Origin of the sequence: Arminella tubonensis, from assembly GCF_003240585.1 — a bacterium.
Taxonomy (GTDB): domain Bacteria; phylum Pseudomonadota; class Alphaproteobacteria; order Rhizobiales; family Rhizobiaceae; genus Rhizobium; species Rhizobium tubonense.
On the sequence record NZ_PCDP01000080.1, the window covers coordinates 50,418 to 68,829 of the forward strand.

The window sequence follows — 18,412 nt, forward strand, 5'->3', positions numbered from 1 at the left end:
CGAGCCACCCGCGGGAACTGAGATATTTAAAGCAACGACAGCTGCACGCCGCTGCCGTCGGGCGGCACGAACAGGTCGTCGCGAAGCTGGATGCTGCGGCGGACGAGGCCGAGCCGCTTGGTCGCCATCTCGAAGCGCCTGCTGACCTGCCAGGCGTAAGGCCCGGCACCCTTCATCCGCTTGCCGAATTCGGCGTCGTAGTCCTTGCCGCCGCGCATCTCGCGCACCAGCGACATCACATGCCGATAGCGATCCGGATAGTTCTGCAGCAGCCAATCGCGAAACAACGGGCTCACCTCAAGCGGCAGCCGCAGCATCACGTAGCCGGCCTCCCGCGCGCCGGCGGCCTTCGCCCCCTCGAGTATCCGCTCCAGCTCGTGGTCGTTGAGGGCAGGGATGATCGGCGCAACCAATACCGAGGTCGGTATCCCGGCATCGGAAAGGGCGCGAACCGCCTCCAGCCGCCGCGTCGGGGTCGAGGCACGCGGCTCCATCGTCCGCGCAAGCTTGCGGTCGAGCGTCGTCACCGACAACGATACGCGCACGAGGTTCTTCGCTGCCAGTTCGCTAAGGATATCGATGTCCCGCAAAACCAGCGCCGATTTTGTCACGATCGATACCGGATGATTGGCCTTGTTCAGCACCTCGAGAATCTGGCGCATGATCCGCCATTCCTTTTCGATCGGCTGGTAGGGGTCGGTATTGGTGCCGATGGCGATGACTTTCGGTGCATAGCCGGGCTTTGCCAGCTCGCGCTGTAAAAGCTTGGCGACATCCGGCTTGGCAAACAGCTTGGACTCGAAATCGAGCCCGGCCGAAAGGCCCATATAGGCGTGAGTTGGTCGCGCGAAGCAGTAGATGCAGCCATGCTCGCAGCCCCGATAAGGGTTGATCGAACGATCGAAGGGAATATCCGGTGAGGTATTGCGGGTGATCGCGGTGCGCGGCTTTTCGATCTGCACTTCCGTCTTGAACGGTGGCAGGTCTTCCAGCGTCTGCCATCCGTCATCAAAGCTTTCATGCCGCGAAGGCTCGAAGCGACCGCCGGGGTTGAGGCCGGCGCCGCGTCCGCGCCTCCGATCGATCTCGATCCTGAGACCCGAGGCCGTAATCATCGCATCGGCAATATCTGCCGTATTGGCAGGCGCAAATGCGGCCTGACCTGCAAGGGATTGCTGTCTCATCGGTAACTCCAGCGGCAGGGACAACAATGCTGCCCCGCGTCATCAGTGATTAAATTCCTATCGTAGCAATGAGAACAATGCAAGAACAAAATGCACAAACTGTCACTGGCATTCATTTGTGCAGCGCTCTATAAATGAGCAATGTTGACAGTCATAATAGAATGCCAGGATCAGGAACCCGAGCTGGCGCAGACATTGGCAGCCTTGGTTTCGGGCGCGGTGGAAGGTTTGGTGTGCGATGTCGTGGTACTCGACCACGGCTCGCGTGACGGTACCTCTCAGGTAGCGGACGCTGCCGGCTGCCGCTTTTATTCTCAGTGGGATATCAATGACATATTGCGCTCTGCCCGCGGCGAATGGCTGCTTCTCGTGGAGCCGGGCGCGCGGCCGCAGGCTGGCTGGATCGACGAGATCGCTGAATATATGTCGCTGAACAAGGTTCCGGCCCGCTTCACCGCTTCAAGGGGATATCGCCGTCCGTTCCTGAAGCGCTTCGGCCGGACGAAGCCGCCTCTCGAACTGGGCTTTCTGGTCTCGAAGCGTCAGGCGATCGCGTCCGCGAAAACGGGCATGCGACTATCCGAGTTCACCAAGGGCCACAAGATCCGCAGGCTTTCGAGCGAACTCATTCCGTCATGGGTCGCCCGCGCCGCGCGTTGAGCCGCGCTTCAGATGCTCGTCGAGCCTGGGCATGATTTCCACGAAATTGCACGGCATGTGGCGATAGTCGAGTTGCGCCTTGAGAATGCCGTCCCATGCATCCTTGCAGGCGCCCGGAGAGCCGGGCAGCACGAAGATGAACGTGGCATTGGCAACGCCGCCCGTCGCCCGCGACTGGATCGTCGCCGTGCCGATCTTCTCATAGGAAATGCGGTGGAAGACCGCTGAAAAGCCATCCATGCGCTTCTCGAACAGCGGCTCCAGCGCTTCCGGCGTGACATCGCGGCCGGTAAAGCCGGTGCCTCCTGTCGTGATGACCACGTCGATCTCCGCGTCGCGCGTCCACGCCTCGACCTCTGCGCGGATGCGTTCCTTGTCGTCGGGGGCGATCGCGCGGGCCGCAAGCCGATGGCCCGCGTCAGTGATCCTTGCGGCCAGCGTGTCACCGGATTTGTCATCCGCAAGCGTGCGCGTATCCGAGACGGTCAGAACCGCGATCCCGAGCGGAATGAAAGGTCGTGAACTGCCTGAGTCCGCCATCATTCGCCTCCTGCGATCGTTTCGGTCGCCTGAAAATACCAGCCCGGCGTGGCGCTGTGAAGCGATGCTGCGGCTGCCTCGGCTTGACCCAGCGTATTGAACAGCCCGAAGCAGGTGGCCCCGGAGCCCGACATCCGCACAAGCAGCGCACCCTGCGCCTTCATGAGCCTTGATAGCTCGCCAATCTCGCCGCAAAGCCCTCGCGCGGGCGGTTCGAGATCGTTGCGAAGCCCCTCGATCAGCGAGATCCATCCAGCGTGGTCGCGGCGCTCCTGCGCCGCAAATGCGAAAGGCGGATTGTCGCGACTCGGAAGGTGACGGAAGACATCAGGTGTCGAAACGCCGACCAGCGGATTGCCGAGCACCATGGCGAAGGAGGGAAAGCGGGGAAGGGGCTCGATGTCCTCGCCGATCCCCCGCGCAATCAGCGGACGGCTTGCCAGACACATAGGCACGTCGGCGCCGATCCGCAGCGCGATCGCCGCGATCGTCTCCAGAGGCAACGCGATGCCCCAGATGCGCTGCAGGCCGCGCAGCGTGGCTGCCGCATCCGCCGATCCACCGCCGATACCGGAAGCGATCGGCAGGTTCTTTTCAAGGTGGATGTGAATGGGGAAGGTTTCAAATCCCTGCACTGAGGCGGCATCGCGCAATAGATCGCGGGCTTTCAGAACGAGATTGCTTCCACCACTCGCCTCAGCCGCCAGACCTGGCGCAAAAGGGCCGGAAAGCGAGAAGCTGTCGCCATCGGCCTTGCGGAAACCAAGACGATCACCATGCCCTGCAAAAGTGACGAGCATGTCGAGCAGATGATAGCCATCGGCCCGCTGGCCCGTCACGTGCAGGGCCAGGTTTATTTTCGCGGGCGCATCTTCCGCAAGGTCGAACGCGCCCGCGTCAAAATTTGGCAACATGACGCCTTAGGACTTCTTGTCCGCCGGTGCCACGGTCGGCTCGGTGGGCGTCGTATCCTGCTTGGCCTTTTCAGCGGCCTTCGGGTCGTCGATGGCAGGCAAGCCGTTGGCTACCTTGTCCTTGATCCGGGGGATGTCAGCTTCATCCGGCTTGTAGACCAGTGCGCGATTCCATTGGTAGACGGATTCGAGCTTGCGCCCGACACGCCAGTAGGCGTCGCCCAGATGGTCGTTGACAGTCGCATCGCCGGCCTCGAGCTGAACAGCGCGCTCGAGCGCGTTGACTGCGTCGTCAAACCGGTTGAGCCGGAAATACGCCCAGCCGAGCGAATCGACGATGTAGCCGTCGTCAGGCTTCAGATCGACGGCCTTCTTGATCATCGCCAGCCCGTCATCGAGGTTCTTGTTCATGTCGACCCAGGAATAGCCGAGATAGTTCAAGACCTGCGGCTGATCCGGATTGAGCTCCAGCGCCTTCTTGAAGTTCGGTTCCGCCAGATCCCACTTTTTCAGCCGCTCATAGGCGATCGCCCGCTGGAAGTAGACGACCCAGTCGCCGCGGTTCGGCACGGAGCCGAGAATCTGCACGGCCTTGTCGTAGTTGTCGGCCATCGTCTGGTAGTCTTTGGCCTGCGACAGCACACCGCCATAGGCGATATAGTTGTGAACGTCTTTCGGGTCGGCATCGATCAGCGCCTTCAGATGCTTCTTGGCATCGTCCGTCTTGCCTCCCTGGGCAAGCGCGAGGCCGAGTTGCAGCTCGGAAATTCGCGACATCGGCGAATCATCCGACACCTGCTTGTAGAAGGCGATTGCCCGGTCGGTCTGGCTCTGCTTCTCGGCGATGCCGCCGAGCATGATCAGCGTGTCGGCGCTCTTCGGGTCAAGAGTATTGGCGATCTCGAGGTACAGCGAAACCACATCCTCGGCGCCATCCCGGTTCAGCGCGGCACCGACTGAAAACAGTACGGAGGCGACGCCTTGCGAGGCATTGGTCACCGCCTGTTCGGGCGGCTTGCCGTTCTTGATGTCTTCGCGAAGCGCGTTCAGCGGCGCGTAGTTGTTGATCAGGTTGTCGCCGACGGAAATGGCGTCCAGCGCCTTCTGCTGGTTGCCGTCCTTTGCTTCGAGCACTGCCAACGCCATGACTGCGCGCATGTAGGTGTCGGGCGCGGTGGCGCCGCCTTCCTTGTCGAGTACGGCGTCGTTCAGGTGCGACCGGGCCGACTTGCCGTCACCGATGACGATGGCGATCGCGCCCGCCTGGTAGTTCTTGAAGATGTTGAACCAGTCCGGCCCGCGCATCTTGTCGACCATGGCAAGCGCCTCCTTGCCGTGGCCGGCGCCGACCTGCGCCCAGGCGAGAAGGAGGTTGTTCATCATCCGGTCCAGATCGTTCGGGCCGTCATATTTCAGCACGTTCTGGGCCGTCTTGTAGTCATGCCGGCGGATCGCATCCATGCCACGCACGATCGTGGTGACGCGCTCGACGGTGGGGTCGCCCTTCAAATCGTTGGCGTATTTCACGCCTTCCTCGATATTGCCGTTGAGGAGAAGCGAGATCATCAGCCGTTGGCGGATCTCCGGATTTCCGGGTTCGATCAGCAGCGATTTCTTATAGAGCGCGATGGCCGTATCGTAGTCGTGATCGACATCGGCGGTGCGGGCCGCAAGGAAGGCGCCCGCAAAATTGTCGACACTGTCAGGATCGAAGGTGACCGTATCGCCAGTCGCTGCGGTCGCCGGCTTTGCTGCATCCTCAGCCCGTGCGGCGTTGATGGCGGACAGGGAAAGGACCGCTGCCAACGCTGCGCCCGAGAGAAAACGGATGGCAAGTCTTTGCCGCATGGGAAACCTTTCTTCAAGGACCGCCGAGGAGCAGTCCGGACGCACAATGCAATTGTGACCACTGATTCATAACAGGATGGCTTTTTTGAAGCATCCTCGCAAGAAAATCAGCCTGCCGTGAATTAGTTAACGCGTTCGATACAGAAATCGATCACTTCCAGCAGTGCCGATTTCCACGGCGTATCGGGCAGCGGCGCCAGCGCATCGCGGGCGATGGTACCGTAGTGCACAGCGCGACTTATGGTGTCGCTGAGCGCGCCGTATTTGGTGATCAGGCCGAGAGCTTTTTCCAGATTGGCGTCGCTGCTGTTGCCGCCTTCGATGGCGTCGCGCCAGAAAGCACGCTCGTCCTCGGTGCCGCGTCGATAGGACAGGATGACCGGAAGCGTGATCTTGCCCTCGCGGAAATCGTCGCCGACATTCTTGCCGAGATCGGCCGCCTTGCCGCCATAGTCGAGCGCGTCGTCGACCAGCTGGAAGGCGAGGCCGAGATTGGTGCCGTAGGATTTGAGCGCGTTGCGATCCGACTTGCTTGCATTGGCGACGATCGGCCCGACTTCCGCGGCGGCTGCAAACAGCGCTGCCGTCTTGGCGCGGATGACGGAGAGGTAATCGTCCTCGGTCGTTTCCATGTTCTTCGAGACGGACAGCTGCAGCACTTCGCCCTCGGCGATGACGCAGGCGGCCGACGACAGCACGTCGAGCGCTTCCAGCGAGCCGACTTCCACCATCATGCGGAATGCCTGGCCGAGCAGGAAGTCGCCGACCAGCACGCTTGCCTGGTTGCCCCAGATCATCCGGGCCGTCGAACGACCGCGGCGCAGATCGCTTTCGTCGACCACGTCGTCGTGCAGCAGCGTAGCGGTGTGGAGAAATTCGACACTGGTCGCCAGCTTGATATGATTGTCGCCCTTGTAACCGAACAGCAGCGAGGAGGCGATCGTCAGCATCGGCCGCAGGCGCTTGCCGCCGGAAGAGATCAGATGCTCCGCGACTTCGGGAATCATCTGCACGTCGGAGCCGGCCTTGGAAAGGATCAACTGGTTGGCGCGTTCCATGTCCGCCTTGGTCAAATCCACCAACGGCTTGATGGACGCCAATTTATTTTTGCTCTCTTCAAGCGGTATCACGACGCCCAACGATCCGGACTCCTGTTCATTTGCTGCAAACGACCATAAGAAGGGGCAGGTGGCGCGGCAAGGGGCGAATTGTCCCGTCGCGCAAAATTGACAGGAAACGCAACACTCATGCAAGAATTGATCCGGACCAACGACCCCGTTACGCTCTCCTTTGCCGAAAGCCTGATGAAGGATGCGGGGATTCGTTGCATGATCGCCGACGAGGCGATGAGCGTCCTTGAAGGCTCGCTCGGCATGCTGCCGCGCCGCTTCATGGTCGAGGACGATCGTGCCATCCAGGCGCGCCGCATTCTCATCGACGCAGGGCTCGGCGATGAGCTGCGCGCCGTCAGGAGCTGAGCCGAGGCCATGAATGCCCCTGCGGAGACGGTCGATGCTTTCCATCGCGGCGCGTTTCACATCGTCCAGCCTAAGGGCAGGGGACATCGATCTGGCATGGATGCCATGCTGCTTGCCTCGCTGGTAGCAGACGAACGTCCGGTCCGCGTGGCCGATCTTGGTGCCGGCGCCGGTGCCGCAGGTCTTGCGGTGGCCTCCCGGCTCGACAAAGCGGAGGTCGTGCTGTTCGAACGCTCGACCGAGATGGCCCGGTTTGCGCTGAAAAGCCTGGCATTGCCCGAGAACGCACGGTTTCACGGCCGTGTCTCGGTCGTCGAAGCCGATGTGACCCTGACCGGAAGGCCGCGCAACGACGCAGGGCTTATGGACGACAGCTTCCATCACGTCATCATGAACCCGCCCTTCAACGACGGCAGCGACCGCCTGACGCCGGATGCGTTGAAGGCGGAAGCGCACGCAATGACGGAGGGCCTGTTTGAAAGCTGGATCAGGACCGCGGGCGCCATCACAATACCGGGAGGCCAGCTGTCGCTGATCGCCCGGCCTCAGTCGATTGCCGAGATCGTCGCCGCTTGTGGCAGGCGCTTCGGTGGCATCGAGATCACCCCGATCCATCCGCGCCAGGGTGAAAACGCCGTGCGCATCCTTGTCACGGCCATCAAGGGTTCGCGGGCCCGATTGACGCTTCGGGCTCCGCTTGTCATGCACGAGGAGGGGACGCACAAGTTCTCCGGCTTCGTCGACGACCTCAACAACGGCCGCCTCGCCTATCCCCGCAATTGAGCCAAGCTTCAACGCCTGCAGAAAAATCGTTCTGCTCGCTTTTCGCAGCTGGGCCATTGCGTTTGCCATTCCAAGGCATACATGCTCAGCAGAATTGAATTGAACGAGAACAAGGGTTTGACGATGGCCGGATTGCTGAGACGACTGCTGCCGAAGCGATTTCGCAAAGATGAAACGGTCATTCCCGTTGTCAAATTGCACGGCGCCATCATGTCCGGCGGCAGCCAGTTCCGCCCGGCACTGAACCTAACCGCCGTCGCCCAGGCGCTGGACAGGGCCTTTTCGATGAAAGGCTCGCCCGCCGTCGCCATCTCGATCAATTCGCCCGGCGGCTCGCCGGTGCAATCGCGGATGATCTATAATCGCATCCGCGAGCTTGCCCGCGAGAAGGAGAAGAAGGTGCTGGTCTTCGTCGAGGACGTCGCAGCCTCGGGCGGCTATATGATCGCCCTTGCCGGCGACGAGATCATCGCGGACCCCACCTCCATCGTCGGTTCGATCGGCGTCGTCTCCGGCGGCTTCGGTTTTCCCGAATTGCTGAAGAAGATCGGCGTCGAGCGCCGCGTCTATACGGCAGGCGAAAACAAGATGATCCTCGATCCCTTCCAGCCGGAGAAGGAAAAGGACATCGACTACCTGAAGACCTTGCAGCTCGAGATCCACAAGATCTTCATCGACATGGTCACCGAGCGCCGGGCCGGCCGCATCAAGGCGGACGAGGGGACGATCTTTTCCGGTCTGTTCTGGACCGGTACCCGTGGATTGGAACTCGGATTGGTCGACGGCCTCGGCGATATGCGCCAGGAACTGAAATCGCGCTACGGCGAAAAGACCCGGCTCGCGCTCGTCTCCTCGCCGCGCAGCCTGTTCGGGCGCCGTGCTCCGGGCGTCGGTCTTTCCGGTCTCGAGGGCATCGGCGCGAGCCTTCTATCCGGACTTGCGGAAGTGGCGGAAGAAAAGGCATTATGGGGCCGCTACGGATTGTAATTGGAACAGCCTCGGAATGCCGCAACTTATCTTCATCATCGTCGTCGGCAGCGTTTGCTGGCTGATCTACAAGCGCTTCCTCCAGGCAGCGCAGCGCCTCCAGCAGAAGTCCCGCCGCCAGGAAAGCGAACGCCGCACCGGCGCAATCGGCACGCTAGTCAAGGACCCGGTCACGGGGGAATACCGCGTCAAGCGGGACGATGAGTGAATGCCGGACGATGCGGCACGCCTGAAGGCGCTGGAGAAGATTCGCACGTTCGGGCTTGAACTTCCCGAAGATTGGAAATTTGATCGTGACGAAGCGAACTCCCGCGGCGATAACGAGGGCGCTAGCGACGCTTCAAAACCTCCGACATCCAATCCGAGCCGGCGTAGCTGATACACAAGATGTAGACGGTTTTCGTCTCTTCATCGACCGCGAAGCAGACAACTGCCTTTTCCGTTGCGGATACAGCTCGAATACCAGCATGAGGCCCTTCACGGACGGTACCGATATGGGGAAATTCTTCCAACCGGCTTATGAAATCCGTGATCTGGTCGACTTTTGATAAACCGACCGCAAGGCCTGCATAATTAGAAATCAAATCAACTATATCAAAAATATCCCGCTCGATCAGCGGATGATTGCGGATGCTGTAGCGCATGGAGCCTTATTTCTCGTACTTGGCTTTCAGTTTCTCCTTCACGCGTCCTGCGATGCCGTCGCCATCCCATGGAATCCACTGGTCCCTCGGCAACTCCATCCGGCGACGGATTTCGTCAGCCATGCCTGTCAGGGGATCGGAGGCTTGGTCATCATGCATCATCTTTTCGAGACCCGCCTCGACAACACTCGACACCGAAGGAAAGACGCCTTCCTCGACCATCTTTTCCGCATAGCGCAGGTAATTTTCCGGTAGCGTGATCGTTGTCTTTACGTTCATTGCCATTCTCCAATGAAGCTGGAGTTTCTATATACGTCACGTCTTGACCCTTGTCCCCTCCCATGGCACCTGTCGCGCTCGTTTCCGCGAATTCGGATCTAACTCATGACTGCAGCAGCTATTCCCGACCACATGAACCCCAAGCGATCCTTCCAGGCGCTTATCCTGACCCTGCATAACTACTGGGCGGACAAGGGTTGTGCGGTTCTGCAGCCCTACGACATGGAAGTCGGCGCGGGCACCTTTCACCCGGCAACGACGTTGCGCGCGCTAGGCCCCAAGCCGTGGAAGGCCGCCTATGTGCAGCCGTCGCGTCGCCCGTCGGACGGCCGCTACGGTGAAAATCCGAACCGTCTGCAGCATTATTACCAGTACCAGGTGATCCTGAAGCCGAACCCGCCAAACTTGCAGGAGCTCTATCTCGGCTCGCTGTCCGCGATCGGTCTCGACCCGCTGTTGCACGATATCCGCTTCGTCGAGGACGACTGGGAAAGCCCGACGCTCGGCGCCTGGGGTCTCGGCTGGGAATGCTGGTGCGATGGCATGGAAGTCTCGCAGTTCACTTATTTCCAGCAGATCTGCGGCATCGAGTGCGCGCCGGTGGCCGGCGAGCTGACCTATGGCCTCGAGCGCCTCGCCATGTATGTCCAGGGCGTCGATAACGTCTACGATCTCAATTTCAACGGCCGCGAAGGCGACGAGAAGATTTCCTACGGCCAGGTATTCCTGCAGGCAGAGCAGGAATATTCACGGCACAATTTCGAATATGCCAATACCGAGATGCTGCACCGGCATTTCGTCGACGCCGAGAAAGAATGCCAGGCGCTGCTCGCCGCCGGCGCACCCGGCGACAGCGATAATCAGCAGCTGCACAAATGCGTCTTCCCGGCTTACGACCAGTGCATCAAGGCAAGCCACGTCTTCAATCTGCTAGATGCTCGCGGCGTGATCTCGGTCACCGAACGCCAAAGCTACATCCTGCGGGTGCGCACGCTTGCCAAGGCCTGCGGCGAAGCATTCCTGATGACCGATGCGGGTGGTCTGAACTGGAACAGGCGGGCCGCCTGAAGCTCACGATCGCCGCACTTCGCTACAGTTGAAATCTTGGGTGACAAAATCTTGGCCGCAGCATAGTCTGCGCCCGAATTGATTGTCATTGTGGGGGCTTAGCGATGTACATTATTCTCGCCATTGTTGTTCTGGCCGTTCTCTACGCCGTTTTTGTCTATAATGGCCTGGTTCGCGCCCGCCAGATGGCAGAGGAAGCCTGGTCCGGCATCGACGTCCAGCTGAAGCGCCGCGCCGACCTTATCCCGAACCTGATCGAAACGGTGAAGGGCTACGCCACGCACGAAAAGAGCACGCTCGAGGAAGTGGTGGAACTGCGCAACAAGGCGCAGGCTGTTCCGGCCGGCGACGTTGCTGCTCGCGGTCAGGCGGAAGGACTGCTCGGCCAGGCGCTTGGAAGAGTGCTGGCGCTTGCCGAAGCCTATCCGGACCTCAAGGCCAACCAGAATTTCTCCGAGCTCCAGTCTTCGCTCGAGACCATGGAGAGCGAAATCCAGATGGCTCGCCGCTACTACAACGGCGCTGCGCGCGATCTCAACGTCAAGGTCGAGAGCTTCCCGTCCAATCTCGTCGCCGGCCAGTTCGGCTTCTCCAAGCGCGAATATTTCGAGATCACCAACGAGGCCGACCGCGCGGTTCCGACCGTCAAGTTCTAGCTTCACTTTTCGGGATCACGGTCTATCGCTACGGTTTTACAGGCGTTAAAGGAGGCGATCGCAGGCTGCGGGATCGCGCCTGCCATTCCTTTTGTTGATTGAAGAGATTGATATGGGCAGAGCCAAACTCACGATTATCCCGCCGGGCAAGCCGCTCACCGGCCGCGCAATGCCTCCTGGTTCGAAATCGATCACCAACCGGGCGCTGTTGCTGGCGGGCCTCGCCAAGGGCACCAGCCGGCTGACCGGCGCGCTGAAGAGCGACGACACCCGCTACATGGCCGAGGCCCTGCGCGCCATGGGCGTGACGATCGACGAGCCGGACGATACCACCTTCGTCGTTAAGGGAAACGGCAAGCTGCTGCCCCCTTCCGAACCGCTGTTCCTTGGCAATGCCGGCACTGCGACGCGCTTCCTGACCGCCGCCGCTGCCCTGGTCGACGGCAAGGTCGTGGTCGATGGCGACGCGCATATGCGCAAGCGCCCGATCGCGCCGCTGGTCGACGCCCTGCGCTCCCTCGGCATCGATGCGGCGACCGAGACCGGCTGCCCGCCCGTGACAATCAACGGAACAGGCCGCTTCGAGGCAAGCCGCGTCCAGATCGACGGTGGCCTCTCCAGCCAGTATGTCTCGGCGCTGCTCATGATGGCGGCCGGCGGCGACCGGCCGATCGACATCGAGCTTCTCGGCGAGGACATCGGCGCGCTCGGATATATCGACCTGACGACTGCTGCCATGCGCGCATTCGGTGCCAAGGTCGAGCGGACCAGCCCGGTCACCTGGCGGGTCGAACCGACAGGCTATAGCGCCACCGATTTCCTGATCGAACCCGACGCATCGGCAGCAACCTATCTCTGGGCAGCCGAAGTACTGACCGGCGGCAGGATCGATCTCGGCACCCCGGCCACCGCTTTCTCCCAGCCCGACGCCCGCGCCTATGAGACCATCGCGAAGTTCCCGCACCTGCCCGCCGTGATCGACGGATCGCAGATGCAGGATGCCGTCCCGACGCTTGCCGTGCTTGCCGCCTTCAACGAGACGCCGGTGCGCTTCGTCGGCATCGCCAATCTGCGTGTCAAGGAATGCGACCGGGTGAGGGCGCTGTCACTGGGCCTGTCGCAGATCGCACCTGGGCTCGGCACCGAAGAGGGCGACGACCTCATCGTCGCCTCTGATCCGCGCCTTGCCGGCACCAAAGTGACCGCCAATATCGATACTTTCGCCGACCATCGCATCGCCATGAGCTTCGCGCTGGCCGGCCTGAAGATCGGCGGCGTCACAATTCTCGATCCCGATTGCGTCGCCAAGACGTTTCCGGCCTATTGGCAGGTACTGGCTTCGCTCGGCGTCAAATATCAGGAAGATGCCGGGTAGCCCACCGCGGTGGTCGTGGGGCGATTTGGTTCGGGGGAACAACAACGTGAAACGCATCGTCGTAAGCCTCTGCCTCGCTCTGGTCATGGCCGTCTTCGGCCGCGCGGCGCTGGCCGAGGAGGTCATCACCTCCTTTCACCAGGATATCGTGCTCGATCAAGACGGCTCCATGGCGGTCACCGAGACGATCAAGGTGAATTCCGAAGGCCGCGATATCAGGCACGGCATTTTCCGTGATTTCCCGCTGACCTTCGTGGATTCTGCCGGCCGAACGGCGACGGTCGATTTCAAGCTGCAGTCGATCGAACGCGACGGTGCGGCGGACCAATGGCGCACCGAGCGTATTTCGGGCGGTACCCGCATCTATATCGGCTCGGCGGACGTGCTCCTGAACCCCGGACCGCATGTGTTTCAGCTGACCTACCGCACTGACCGGCAGATCCGCTATTTCAGCGATTACGACGAGCTCTACTGGAACGTCACCGGAAATGGCTGGCTGTTCCGCATCCTCGATGCATCCGCCACGGTGACTTTGCCGTCGGGCGTCAAGCAGGAAGGGATCGCCTATTCCACCGGTCCGCTCGGTGCGAAGGGAAGGGATGCCCGCGTTACGGAAACAGGCAGCGCCATCGCCTTTGAAACGACGCGACCGCTCGGCCAGGGCGAAGGGCTGACGATCAACGTCAAGTTGCCCAAGGGCGCGATCGCCCCGCCAAGCGCCGCACAGGAAAAGCTGTGGTTCTTCAGGGATAATCTCGATCTCATCATCGCTTTCGGCGGCCTCGTCCTTGTGCTCGCCTATTACGCCCGCGCCTGGTTCGCCGTCGGTCGAGATCCCGCCCGCGGTGTCATGGTGCCGCGCTGGGATGCGCCTGATGGTATCTCGCCGGCGCTGGTCAACTATATCGACAACAGGGGATTTTCCGGCGCTGGCTGGACGGCACTCTCGGCGACGGCGCTTGATCTGGCCGTGAAGGGCTATGTCGTCCTTAAGGACCTGGAGCAGAAGATCGTCATCAGCCCGACCAAGAAGGCACCCTTCGCCAAGTTCGAAGGCGGCGAGAAAGCTCTGATGGAGTCGCTCAGTCCCTATGCGCCGCTGATCATCGACAAGGCAAATGGCGAGAAGGTGCAAAAGGTCGGACAGAAATTCCGCAGTGCCATCGAAAGCGAACATCGCGGCGAATATTACAAATCCAACGCGCTTTACACCGTTGGCGGAGTCCTGCTGTCGGTGGCCTTCCTCGCCGCGATTGTCATCTTCGGCCGGTTGCACGAAAACGCTCTGCCGCTGATCATCGTACCGGCCTTCCTGTCGATTTTCTTCACCGTCATCGCCGTCTCGCTCGGCAAGGGCTTCCGTCGAAATGCCAGCATCGCGTCCCGCATCCTCGCTGTGGTGGTCTTCGGCTTCATCGGTTTCGTCGCGGTATCGATCGTCGCCGGCGTCGTCGCGGCGATGGCATCGTCCACGGAGACGAGCGCCGAACTGCCGCTGATGGTAGCGATCATCGGCATCTTCGTCACCAACCTCGTCTTCTTTTTCCTGATGGGTGCGCCGACGGCAATCGGCACCAGGATGATGGATGGAATAGACGGGCTCCGGCAATATCTGACGCTCGCCGAAAAAGACCGGATGAACATGCAGGGCGCCCCCAGCATGTCGCCGCAGCACTTCGAAACGCTGCTGCCCTATGCCGTCGCGCTCGGCGTCGAAAAACCCTGGTCGCGAACATTCGAGACATGGCTTGCTGCCGCTGCTGCTGGAGCCGCCGTCGGCGCCTATGCGCCCGGCTGGTACATCGGCGCATATAACGGCAATTTCTCCGACCGCATCGGCGGCTTCTCCTCCTCGATGGCCTCCACCATCGCCTCGACCATCCCCGCACCCGTCTCCAGCTCCTCCTCCGGCTTCTCCGGCGGCGGCAGCTCATCCGGCGGAGGGGGAGGCGGCGGAGGCGGTGGGGGTTGGTAGCATCTCCACCTCCCCCTTGAAGGGGGAGGTCGCGCGAATGCGCGGGTGGGGGTGATAGTTGGGTGTCTGAGGCGGTCACCCCACCCCGGCACTTCGTGCCGACCCTCCCCATCAAGGGGAGGGTGTCCGGAATATCCGTCGTTTCCCCTCCAAAGGGATGGATGCACTCTAACCGGGAGCTTGGTAGCATCTCCACCTCCCCCTCGATGGGGGAGGTCGCGCGAACGCGCGGGTGGGGGTGACCTTTGGGTGTCGCAAAGTGGAGAGACGGCCTTGGTCAAGAAACCTTCCCCGATGGATCGCTTCAGAATCGCAAACAGCCGCCGGCTCCGCTCCAGTGCCACAGACGCGGAGACGAAGCTATGGCGGCATTTGTCGCGTGTACCGATCGAAGGCACGCATTTCCGAAGGCAGGTTCCGATCGGAAGGTATTTCGCCGACTTTGCCTATCATCAAGTCGGCTTGATCATTGAGTTGGACGGCAGTCAACATGGCGAGGACGCGGCGATGCGGTATGACATTGAACGCACTGCTTTCCTCGAAAGCCACGGTTATCATGTCATCCGCTTCTGGAATTCCGAGATCATTGATGAGCTCGAGCCGGTCCTCGACACGATATTTGCCATTGTGCAGCAGAGGCAAATTTTGCTAGCAGAAGCCGATAGTTTTCACCCCACTCCGGCACTTCGTGCCGACCCTCCCCCGCAAGGGGAGGGTGAGGAACCCTGACATGCCCGATCTCCTGCTTGAACTTCGCTCCGAGGAAATTCCGGCCCGCATGCAGCGCAAGGCTGCCGGCGATCTGAAGAAGCTCGTCACCGACGCGCTGGTCGAGGCAGGCCTGTCCTATGAGGGAGCGCGCGAATACTGGACACCGCGCCGCCTGACGCTCGATATTCGCGGCCTGACGGCACGCTCGGCCGACATTCGCGAGGAACGCAAGGGCCCCCGCACCGACGCTAATGAAAAGGCAATCGAGGGCTTTCTGCGTGGTGCCGGTCTTACGTCAGTTGCCGAGGCGGAAATCCAGAGCGATCCCAAGAAGGGTGAATTCTACGTCGCCGTCATCTCGCGGGCCGGTCGCGCCGCCGAGGAGATCGTCGCCGATGTCATGCCCGGTATCGTCAGAGATTTTCCCTGGCCGAAATCCATGCGCTGGGGTGCTGCCTCCGCCAGGCCGGGCTCGCTTCGCTGGGTGCGGCCGCTGCAGTCTATCGTCTGCCTGTTTGGCACGGAGCATGAGGAAACATCGGTCATTCCCTTCGAGATCGATGGCCTCGTAGCATCGAACATCACCTACGGCCATCGCTTCCACGCGCCGCAGGCGATCACCGTCAAGCGCTTCGACGACTACATCGCGAGCCTGGAAAAGGCCAAGGTCATTCTTGACGCCGAGCGCCGCAAGGAAATCATCGCCTCGGACGCCGCCAACCTCGCCTTTGCCAGCGGGCTGGAGCTGGTCGAGGACCAGGCGCTTCTCGAGGAGGTTGCAGGCCTCGTCGAATGGCCGCAGGTGCTGATGGGCTCCTTCGAGGAAGACTACCTGACGATCCCCTCCGAGATCATCCGGCTGACCATCAAGACCAACCAGAAGTGTTTCGTAACGCGCCCTCAGGTCGGCGACACCCTTTCCAACAAGTTCGTCCTCATTGCCAATATCGAGGCGAGCGACGGTGGCAAGGAAATCATCCACGGCAACGGCAAGGTCGTCCGCGCGCGGCTTTCGGATGCCCTGCATTTCTGGAAACGCGACCAGGGCAACCTGCCGGACCTCGAGACGCTGAAGGGTTCCGCCGCGAAATTCGATCTCGACCTTGCAAAGCCGCTCGACCAGCGCATGGCCAAGCTCGACGCGCTGAACGTCACATTCCACGCCAAGCTGGGCACGCAAGGTGAGCGGGTCTCCCGCATCCGAACGCTCGCCGCCGAGCTCGCCAAGATCACCGGCGCCGACCCCAAGCTGGTCGACCGCGCCGCCGTGCTGATCAAGGCGGACCTGCGTACCGAAGCAGTCGGTGAATTCCCCGAACTGCAGGGCCTGATGGGCCGCAAATACGCGGTAATCCAGGGTGAGCATGCGTCCGTCGCTGCCGCCATCGAAGACCACTATAAGCCCCAGGGACCCTCCGACCGCGTCCCCGACGACAGGGTCGCGACAACCGTCGCACTTGCCGACAAGCTCGACACGCTAATCGGCTTCTGGGCGATCGACGAAAAGCCGACGGGCTCCAAAGATCCCTACGCACTGCGGCGTGCGGCGCTGGGTGTGGTCAGGATATTGCTGGAGCGCAAGGTCAGGCTGCCGCTTCTATCCGTCGTAAAAGACCCGGACCTCCTCGCTTTCTTCCACGACCGCCTGAAAGTCTACCTCCGCGACCAGGGCGCCCGATACGACTTGATTGACGCAGTGCTTGCCTCAAATACCCACCTCCCCCTTGAGGGGGGAGGTCGCGCGGAACGCGCGGGTGGGGGTGATCTTGGTTCGAGCTCGGAAGGTCACCCCACCCCGGCCCTTCGGTCCGACCCTCCCCATCAAGGGGAGGGTGGCAACGACGATCTTCTCATGGTCGCCCGCCGGGTGGAGGCATTGACAGCATTCATCACCTCGGAAGACGGCAAGAACCTGCTCGCCGGCACCAAGCGCGCGACACAGCTGCTCGCCGCGGAGGAAAAAAAGGGCACGGCCGTCGCCGCTTTGGTGGATGCAAGCCTGCTGACGCTGGAAGCAGAAAAGGAACTCTTTAACGCCACCGTTCAGGCATCGTCGCAGGCGGCCGACGCCTCGGCCGTGGAGGATTTCCGCGCCGCCATGTCCGCCCTCTCGACGCTCCGCGCACCCGTCGACCGCTTCTTCACCGACGTGCTGGTCAACGACGAGAACCCCGACATCCGCGCCAATCGCCTGGCATTGCTGAGGCTCATCCGCGCGGCGACCAGCACCGTCGCCGATTTCTCGAAGATCGCGGGTTAGGAAACGCACGCATCGCGGCAGCGGCTTCGACAACCCTGCCGGTTTTTGTGAGGTGGCCAACCCGGAAGCCGGCCACCAAGCCGCTAGTTGATAATCTGAACCCCCGACGTAGCGGGCTTGGCCGGCGGCGTACCGCTGGCGATAATCGTATCCGAACTGCTTGAAGTATCGGAAATATCGACATCCAGCTTCCAAACCCGCACATGAGAGCCTCGCTCGTCGGGTCCGGTGGGAAAACCGACGCGCCGACCATGCAGACACTTGATCCGATCACCGCGGCGACTGTATTTTAGCGCATGAGCAAGATCCTCGTCAGCGCCTGCCTCATGGGTCATGCCGTCCGCTATGACGGTCGTGCGAAGCCGTTGGTGCATCCGGCGCTGGAGCGCTGGCGGGAGGAGGGACGGCTCGTGACGATCTGTCCGGAGATGTCGGCCGGAATGCCGGTGCCGCGGGCGCCGGCCGAGATCGAGGGCGGCAATGCGGGCGAGGACGTGCTTGCCGGCAAGTCGCGAGTTCTGGAGGTGTCGGGCGGCGACGTTACGAAGGGCTTTCTCGACGCGGCCGAAAATGCGTTGGCGCTGGCGCGGGAGACGGGGTGCGACTACGCGTTGCTGATCGACGGCAGCCCGTCCTGCGGCTCAGGCTTCATCTATGACGGCTCGTTCTCGGGCGAGCGCCGGGCAGGCAACGGCGTTACGGCGGCGCTGCTGAAACAGGCCGGCATCGAGGTGTTTTCCGATCACGACATCGACCGGTTGGTCGAGCGGCTTGCAACGTCTTCCTGACTGTCCCTTCTTCCCGAAACGCAAAAACCGCCGGATCTCTCCGGCGGTCTGATGCTTCGGTCGTGATCCCTTGTGCGGGATCAGGCGGCGCGGCGGCTGTTGTGCTGCTGCGGTGCCTGGCGGCCGTCGCTGATACGGAAGCCGCGGATGAGGTCGAGCAGGTCCTCGGTGTCGTTGGCCAGCGTCTCGGCCGATGCCGTGGTTTCCTCGGCCATGGCGGCGTTCTGCTGGGTGGCGGCGTCGAGCTGGTTCATCGAGGATG

At 61.6% G+C, this 18,412-nt stretch carries 20 protein-coding genes; 12 read left to right on the plus strand and 8 right to left on the minus strand.

Features of this window, described 5'->3' with window-relative positions; translation table 11 throughout:
* Positions 1-26 precede the first annotated feature (26 nt).
* Complete coding sequence (locus CPY51_RS30960; protein ID WP_111164194.1) at positions 27-1,184, minus strand: PA0069 family radical SAM protein; 1,158 nt, start codon at positions 1,182-1,184, stop codon at positions 27-29.
* Between the two features lie 141 nt (positions 1,185-1,325).
* Between CPY51_RS30960 and CPY51_RS30965 the strand changes: the two genes are divergently transcribed.
* Positions 1,326-1,844, plus strand: coding sequence for a glycosyltransferase family 2 protein (locus CPY51_RS30965; protein ID WP_111164195.1), 519 nt, complete (start codon positions 1,326-1,328; stop codon positions 1,842-1,844).
* On the opposite strand, the gene moaB is transcribed toward CPY51_RS30965, so the two are convergent.
* The 4 genes from moaB to CPY51_RS30985 form a co-directional block, all read right to left on the minus strand.
* Positions 1,818-2,384 (minus strand): molybdenum cofactor biosynthesis protein B, encoded by a 567-nt coding sequence (gene moaB, locus CPY51_RS30970; protein WP_111164196.1) that lies wholly within the window; start codon positions 2,382-2,384, stop codon positions 1,818-1,820. The genes CPY51_RS30965 and moaB overlap by 27 nt on opposite strands.
* Complete coding sequence (locus CPY51_RS30975; RefSeq protein WP_111164197.1) at positions 2,384-3,298, minus strand: 4-(cytidine 5'-diphospho)-2-C-methyl-D-erythritol kinase; 915 nt, start codon at positions 3,296-3,298, stop codon at positions 2,384-2,386. The genes moaB and CPY51_RS30975 overlap by 1 nt, the downstream gene beginning before the upstream one ends.
* A gap of 6 nt (positions 3,299-3,304) precedes the next feature.
* Entirely contained in the window at positions 3,305-5,146 is a 1,842-nt protein-coding gene (locus tag CPY51_RS30980; protein WP_111164198.1) for a tetratricopeptide repeat protein, read from the minus strand.
* Positions 5,147-5,268: 122 nt separating this feature from the next.
* The gene (locus CPY51_RS30985) at positions 5,269-6,285 is read right to left on the minus strand and encodes a polyprenyl synthetase family protein (RefSeq protein WP_111164199.1); all 1,017 of its coding nucleotides are present in this window, start codon (positions 6,283-6,285) and stop codon (positions 5,269-5,271) included.
* A gap of 108 nt (positions 6,286-6,393) precedes the next feature.
* Between CPY51_RS30985 and CPY51_RS30990 the strand changes: the two genes are divergently transcribed.
* From CPY51_RS30990 to CPY51_RS31005, 4 genes are all read left to right on the plus strand, one after another.
* Entirely contained in the window at positions 6,394-6,624 is a 231-nt protein-coding gene (locus tag CPY51_RS30990) for a putative signal transducing protein (protein ID WP_111164200.1), read from the plus strand.
* 9 nt (positions 6,625-6,633) lie between these two features.
* Positions 6,634-7,407 (plus strand): tRNA1(Val) (adenine(37)-N6)-methyltransferase, encoded by a 774-nt coding sequence (locus tag CPY51_RS30995; RefSeq protein WP_111164201.1) that lies wholly within the window; start codon positions 6,634-6,636, stop codon positions 7,405-7,407.
* 123 nt (positions 7,408-7,530) lie between these two features.
* On the plus strand, positions 7,531-8,394 hold the full coding sequence (locus tag CPY51_RS31000; RefSeq protein WP_111164214.1) for a S49 family peptidase: 864 nt from the start codon (positions 7,531-7,533) through the stop codon (positions 8,392-8,394).
* 16 nt (positions 8,395-8,410) lie between these two features.
* Entirely contained in the window at positions 8,411-8,602 is a 192-nt protein-coding gene (locus tag CPY51_RS31005; RefSeq protein WP_111164202.1) for a hypothetical protein, read from the plus strand.
* 121 nt (positions 8,603-8,723) lie between these two features.
* On the opposite strand, the gene CPY51_RS31010 is transcribed toward CPY51_RS31005, so the two are convergent.
* Complete coding sequence (locus CPY51_RS31010; protein ID WP_111164203.1) at positions 8,724-9,038, minus strand: type II toxin-antitoxin system RelE/ParE family toxin; 315 nt, start codon at positions 9,036-9,038, stop codon at positions 8,724-8,726.
* Between the two features lie 6 nt (positions 9,039-9,044).
* Positions 9,045-9,317, minus strand: coding sequence for a ribbon-helix-helix domain-containing protein (locus CPY51_RS31015; RefSeq protein ID WP_111164204.1), 273 nt, complete (start codon positions 9,315-9,317; stop codon positions 9,045-9,047).
* A 105-nt stretch (positions 9,318-9,422) separates the two neighbouring features.
* On the opposite strand from CPY51_RS31015, the gene CPY51_RS31020 reads away from it, so the two are divergent.
* The 7 genes from CPY51_RS31020 (at position 9,423) to CPY51_RS31050 (ending at position 18,150) form a co-directional block, all read left to right on the plus strand.
* On the plus strand, positions 9,423-10,385 hold the full coding sequence (locus tag CPY51_RS31020) for a glycine--tRNA ligase subunit alpha (RefSeq protein ID WP_111164205.1): 963 nt from the start codon (positions 9,423-9,425) through the stop codon (positions 10,383-10,385).
* Between the two features lie 104 nt (positions 10,386-10,489).
* Positions 10,490-11,041 (plus strand): LemA family protein, encoded by a 552-nt coding sequence (locus tag CPY51_RS31025; RefSeq protein ID WP_111164206.1) that lies wholly within the window; start codon positions 10,490-10,492, stop codon positions 11,039-11,041.
* 112 nt (positions 11,042-11,153) lie between these two features.
* Complete coding sequence (locus CPY51_RS31030; RefSeq protein ID WP_111164207.1) at positions 11,154-12,416, plus strand: 3-phosphoshikimate 1-carboxyvinyltransferase; 1,263 nt, start codon at positions 11,154-11,156, stop codon at positions 12,414-12,416.
* 46 nt (positions 12,417-12,462) lie between these two features.
* Entirely contained in the window at positions 12,463-14,391 is a 1,929-nt protein-coding gene (locus CPY51_RS31035; RefSeq protein WP_420820769.1) for a DUF2207 domain-containing protein, read from the plus strand.
* 273 nt (positions 14,392-14,664) lie between these two features.
* Positions 14,665-15,120 (plus strand): endonuclease domain-containing protein, encoded by a 456-nt coding sequence (locus CPY51_RS31040; protein ID WP_244598846.1) that lies wholly within the window; start codon positions 14,665-14,667, stop codon positions 15,118-15,120.
* Between the two features lies 1 nt (position 15,121).
* Positions 15,122-17,362 (plus strand): glycine--tRNA ligase subunit beta, encoded by a 2,241-nt coding sequence (gene glyS, locus CPY51_RS31045; RefSeq protein WP_111164209.1) that lies wholly within the window; start codon positions 15,122-15,124, stop codon positions 17,360-17,362.
* A 296-nt stretch (positions 17,363-17,658) separates the two neighbouring features.
* The gene (locus CPY51_RS31050; protein WP_111164210.1) at positions 17,659-18,150 is read left to right on the plus strand and encodes a 2-thiouracil desulfurase family protein; all 492 of its coding nucleotides are present in this window, start codon (positions 17,659-17,661) and stop codon (positions 18,148-18,150) included.
* An 80-nt stretch (positions 18,151-18,230) separates the two neighbouring features.
* Here the strand turns inward: CPY51_RS31050 and CPY51_RS31055 are convergent.
* Positions 18,231-18,412: hypothetical protein (locus CPY51_RS31055; protein ID WP_146260216.1), on the minus strand; the 182-nt coding region annotated here is incomplete at its 5' end.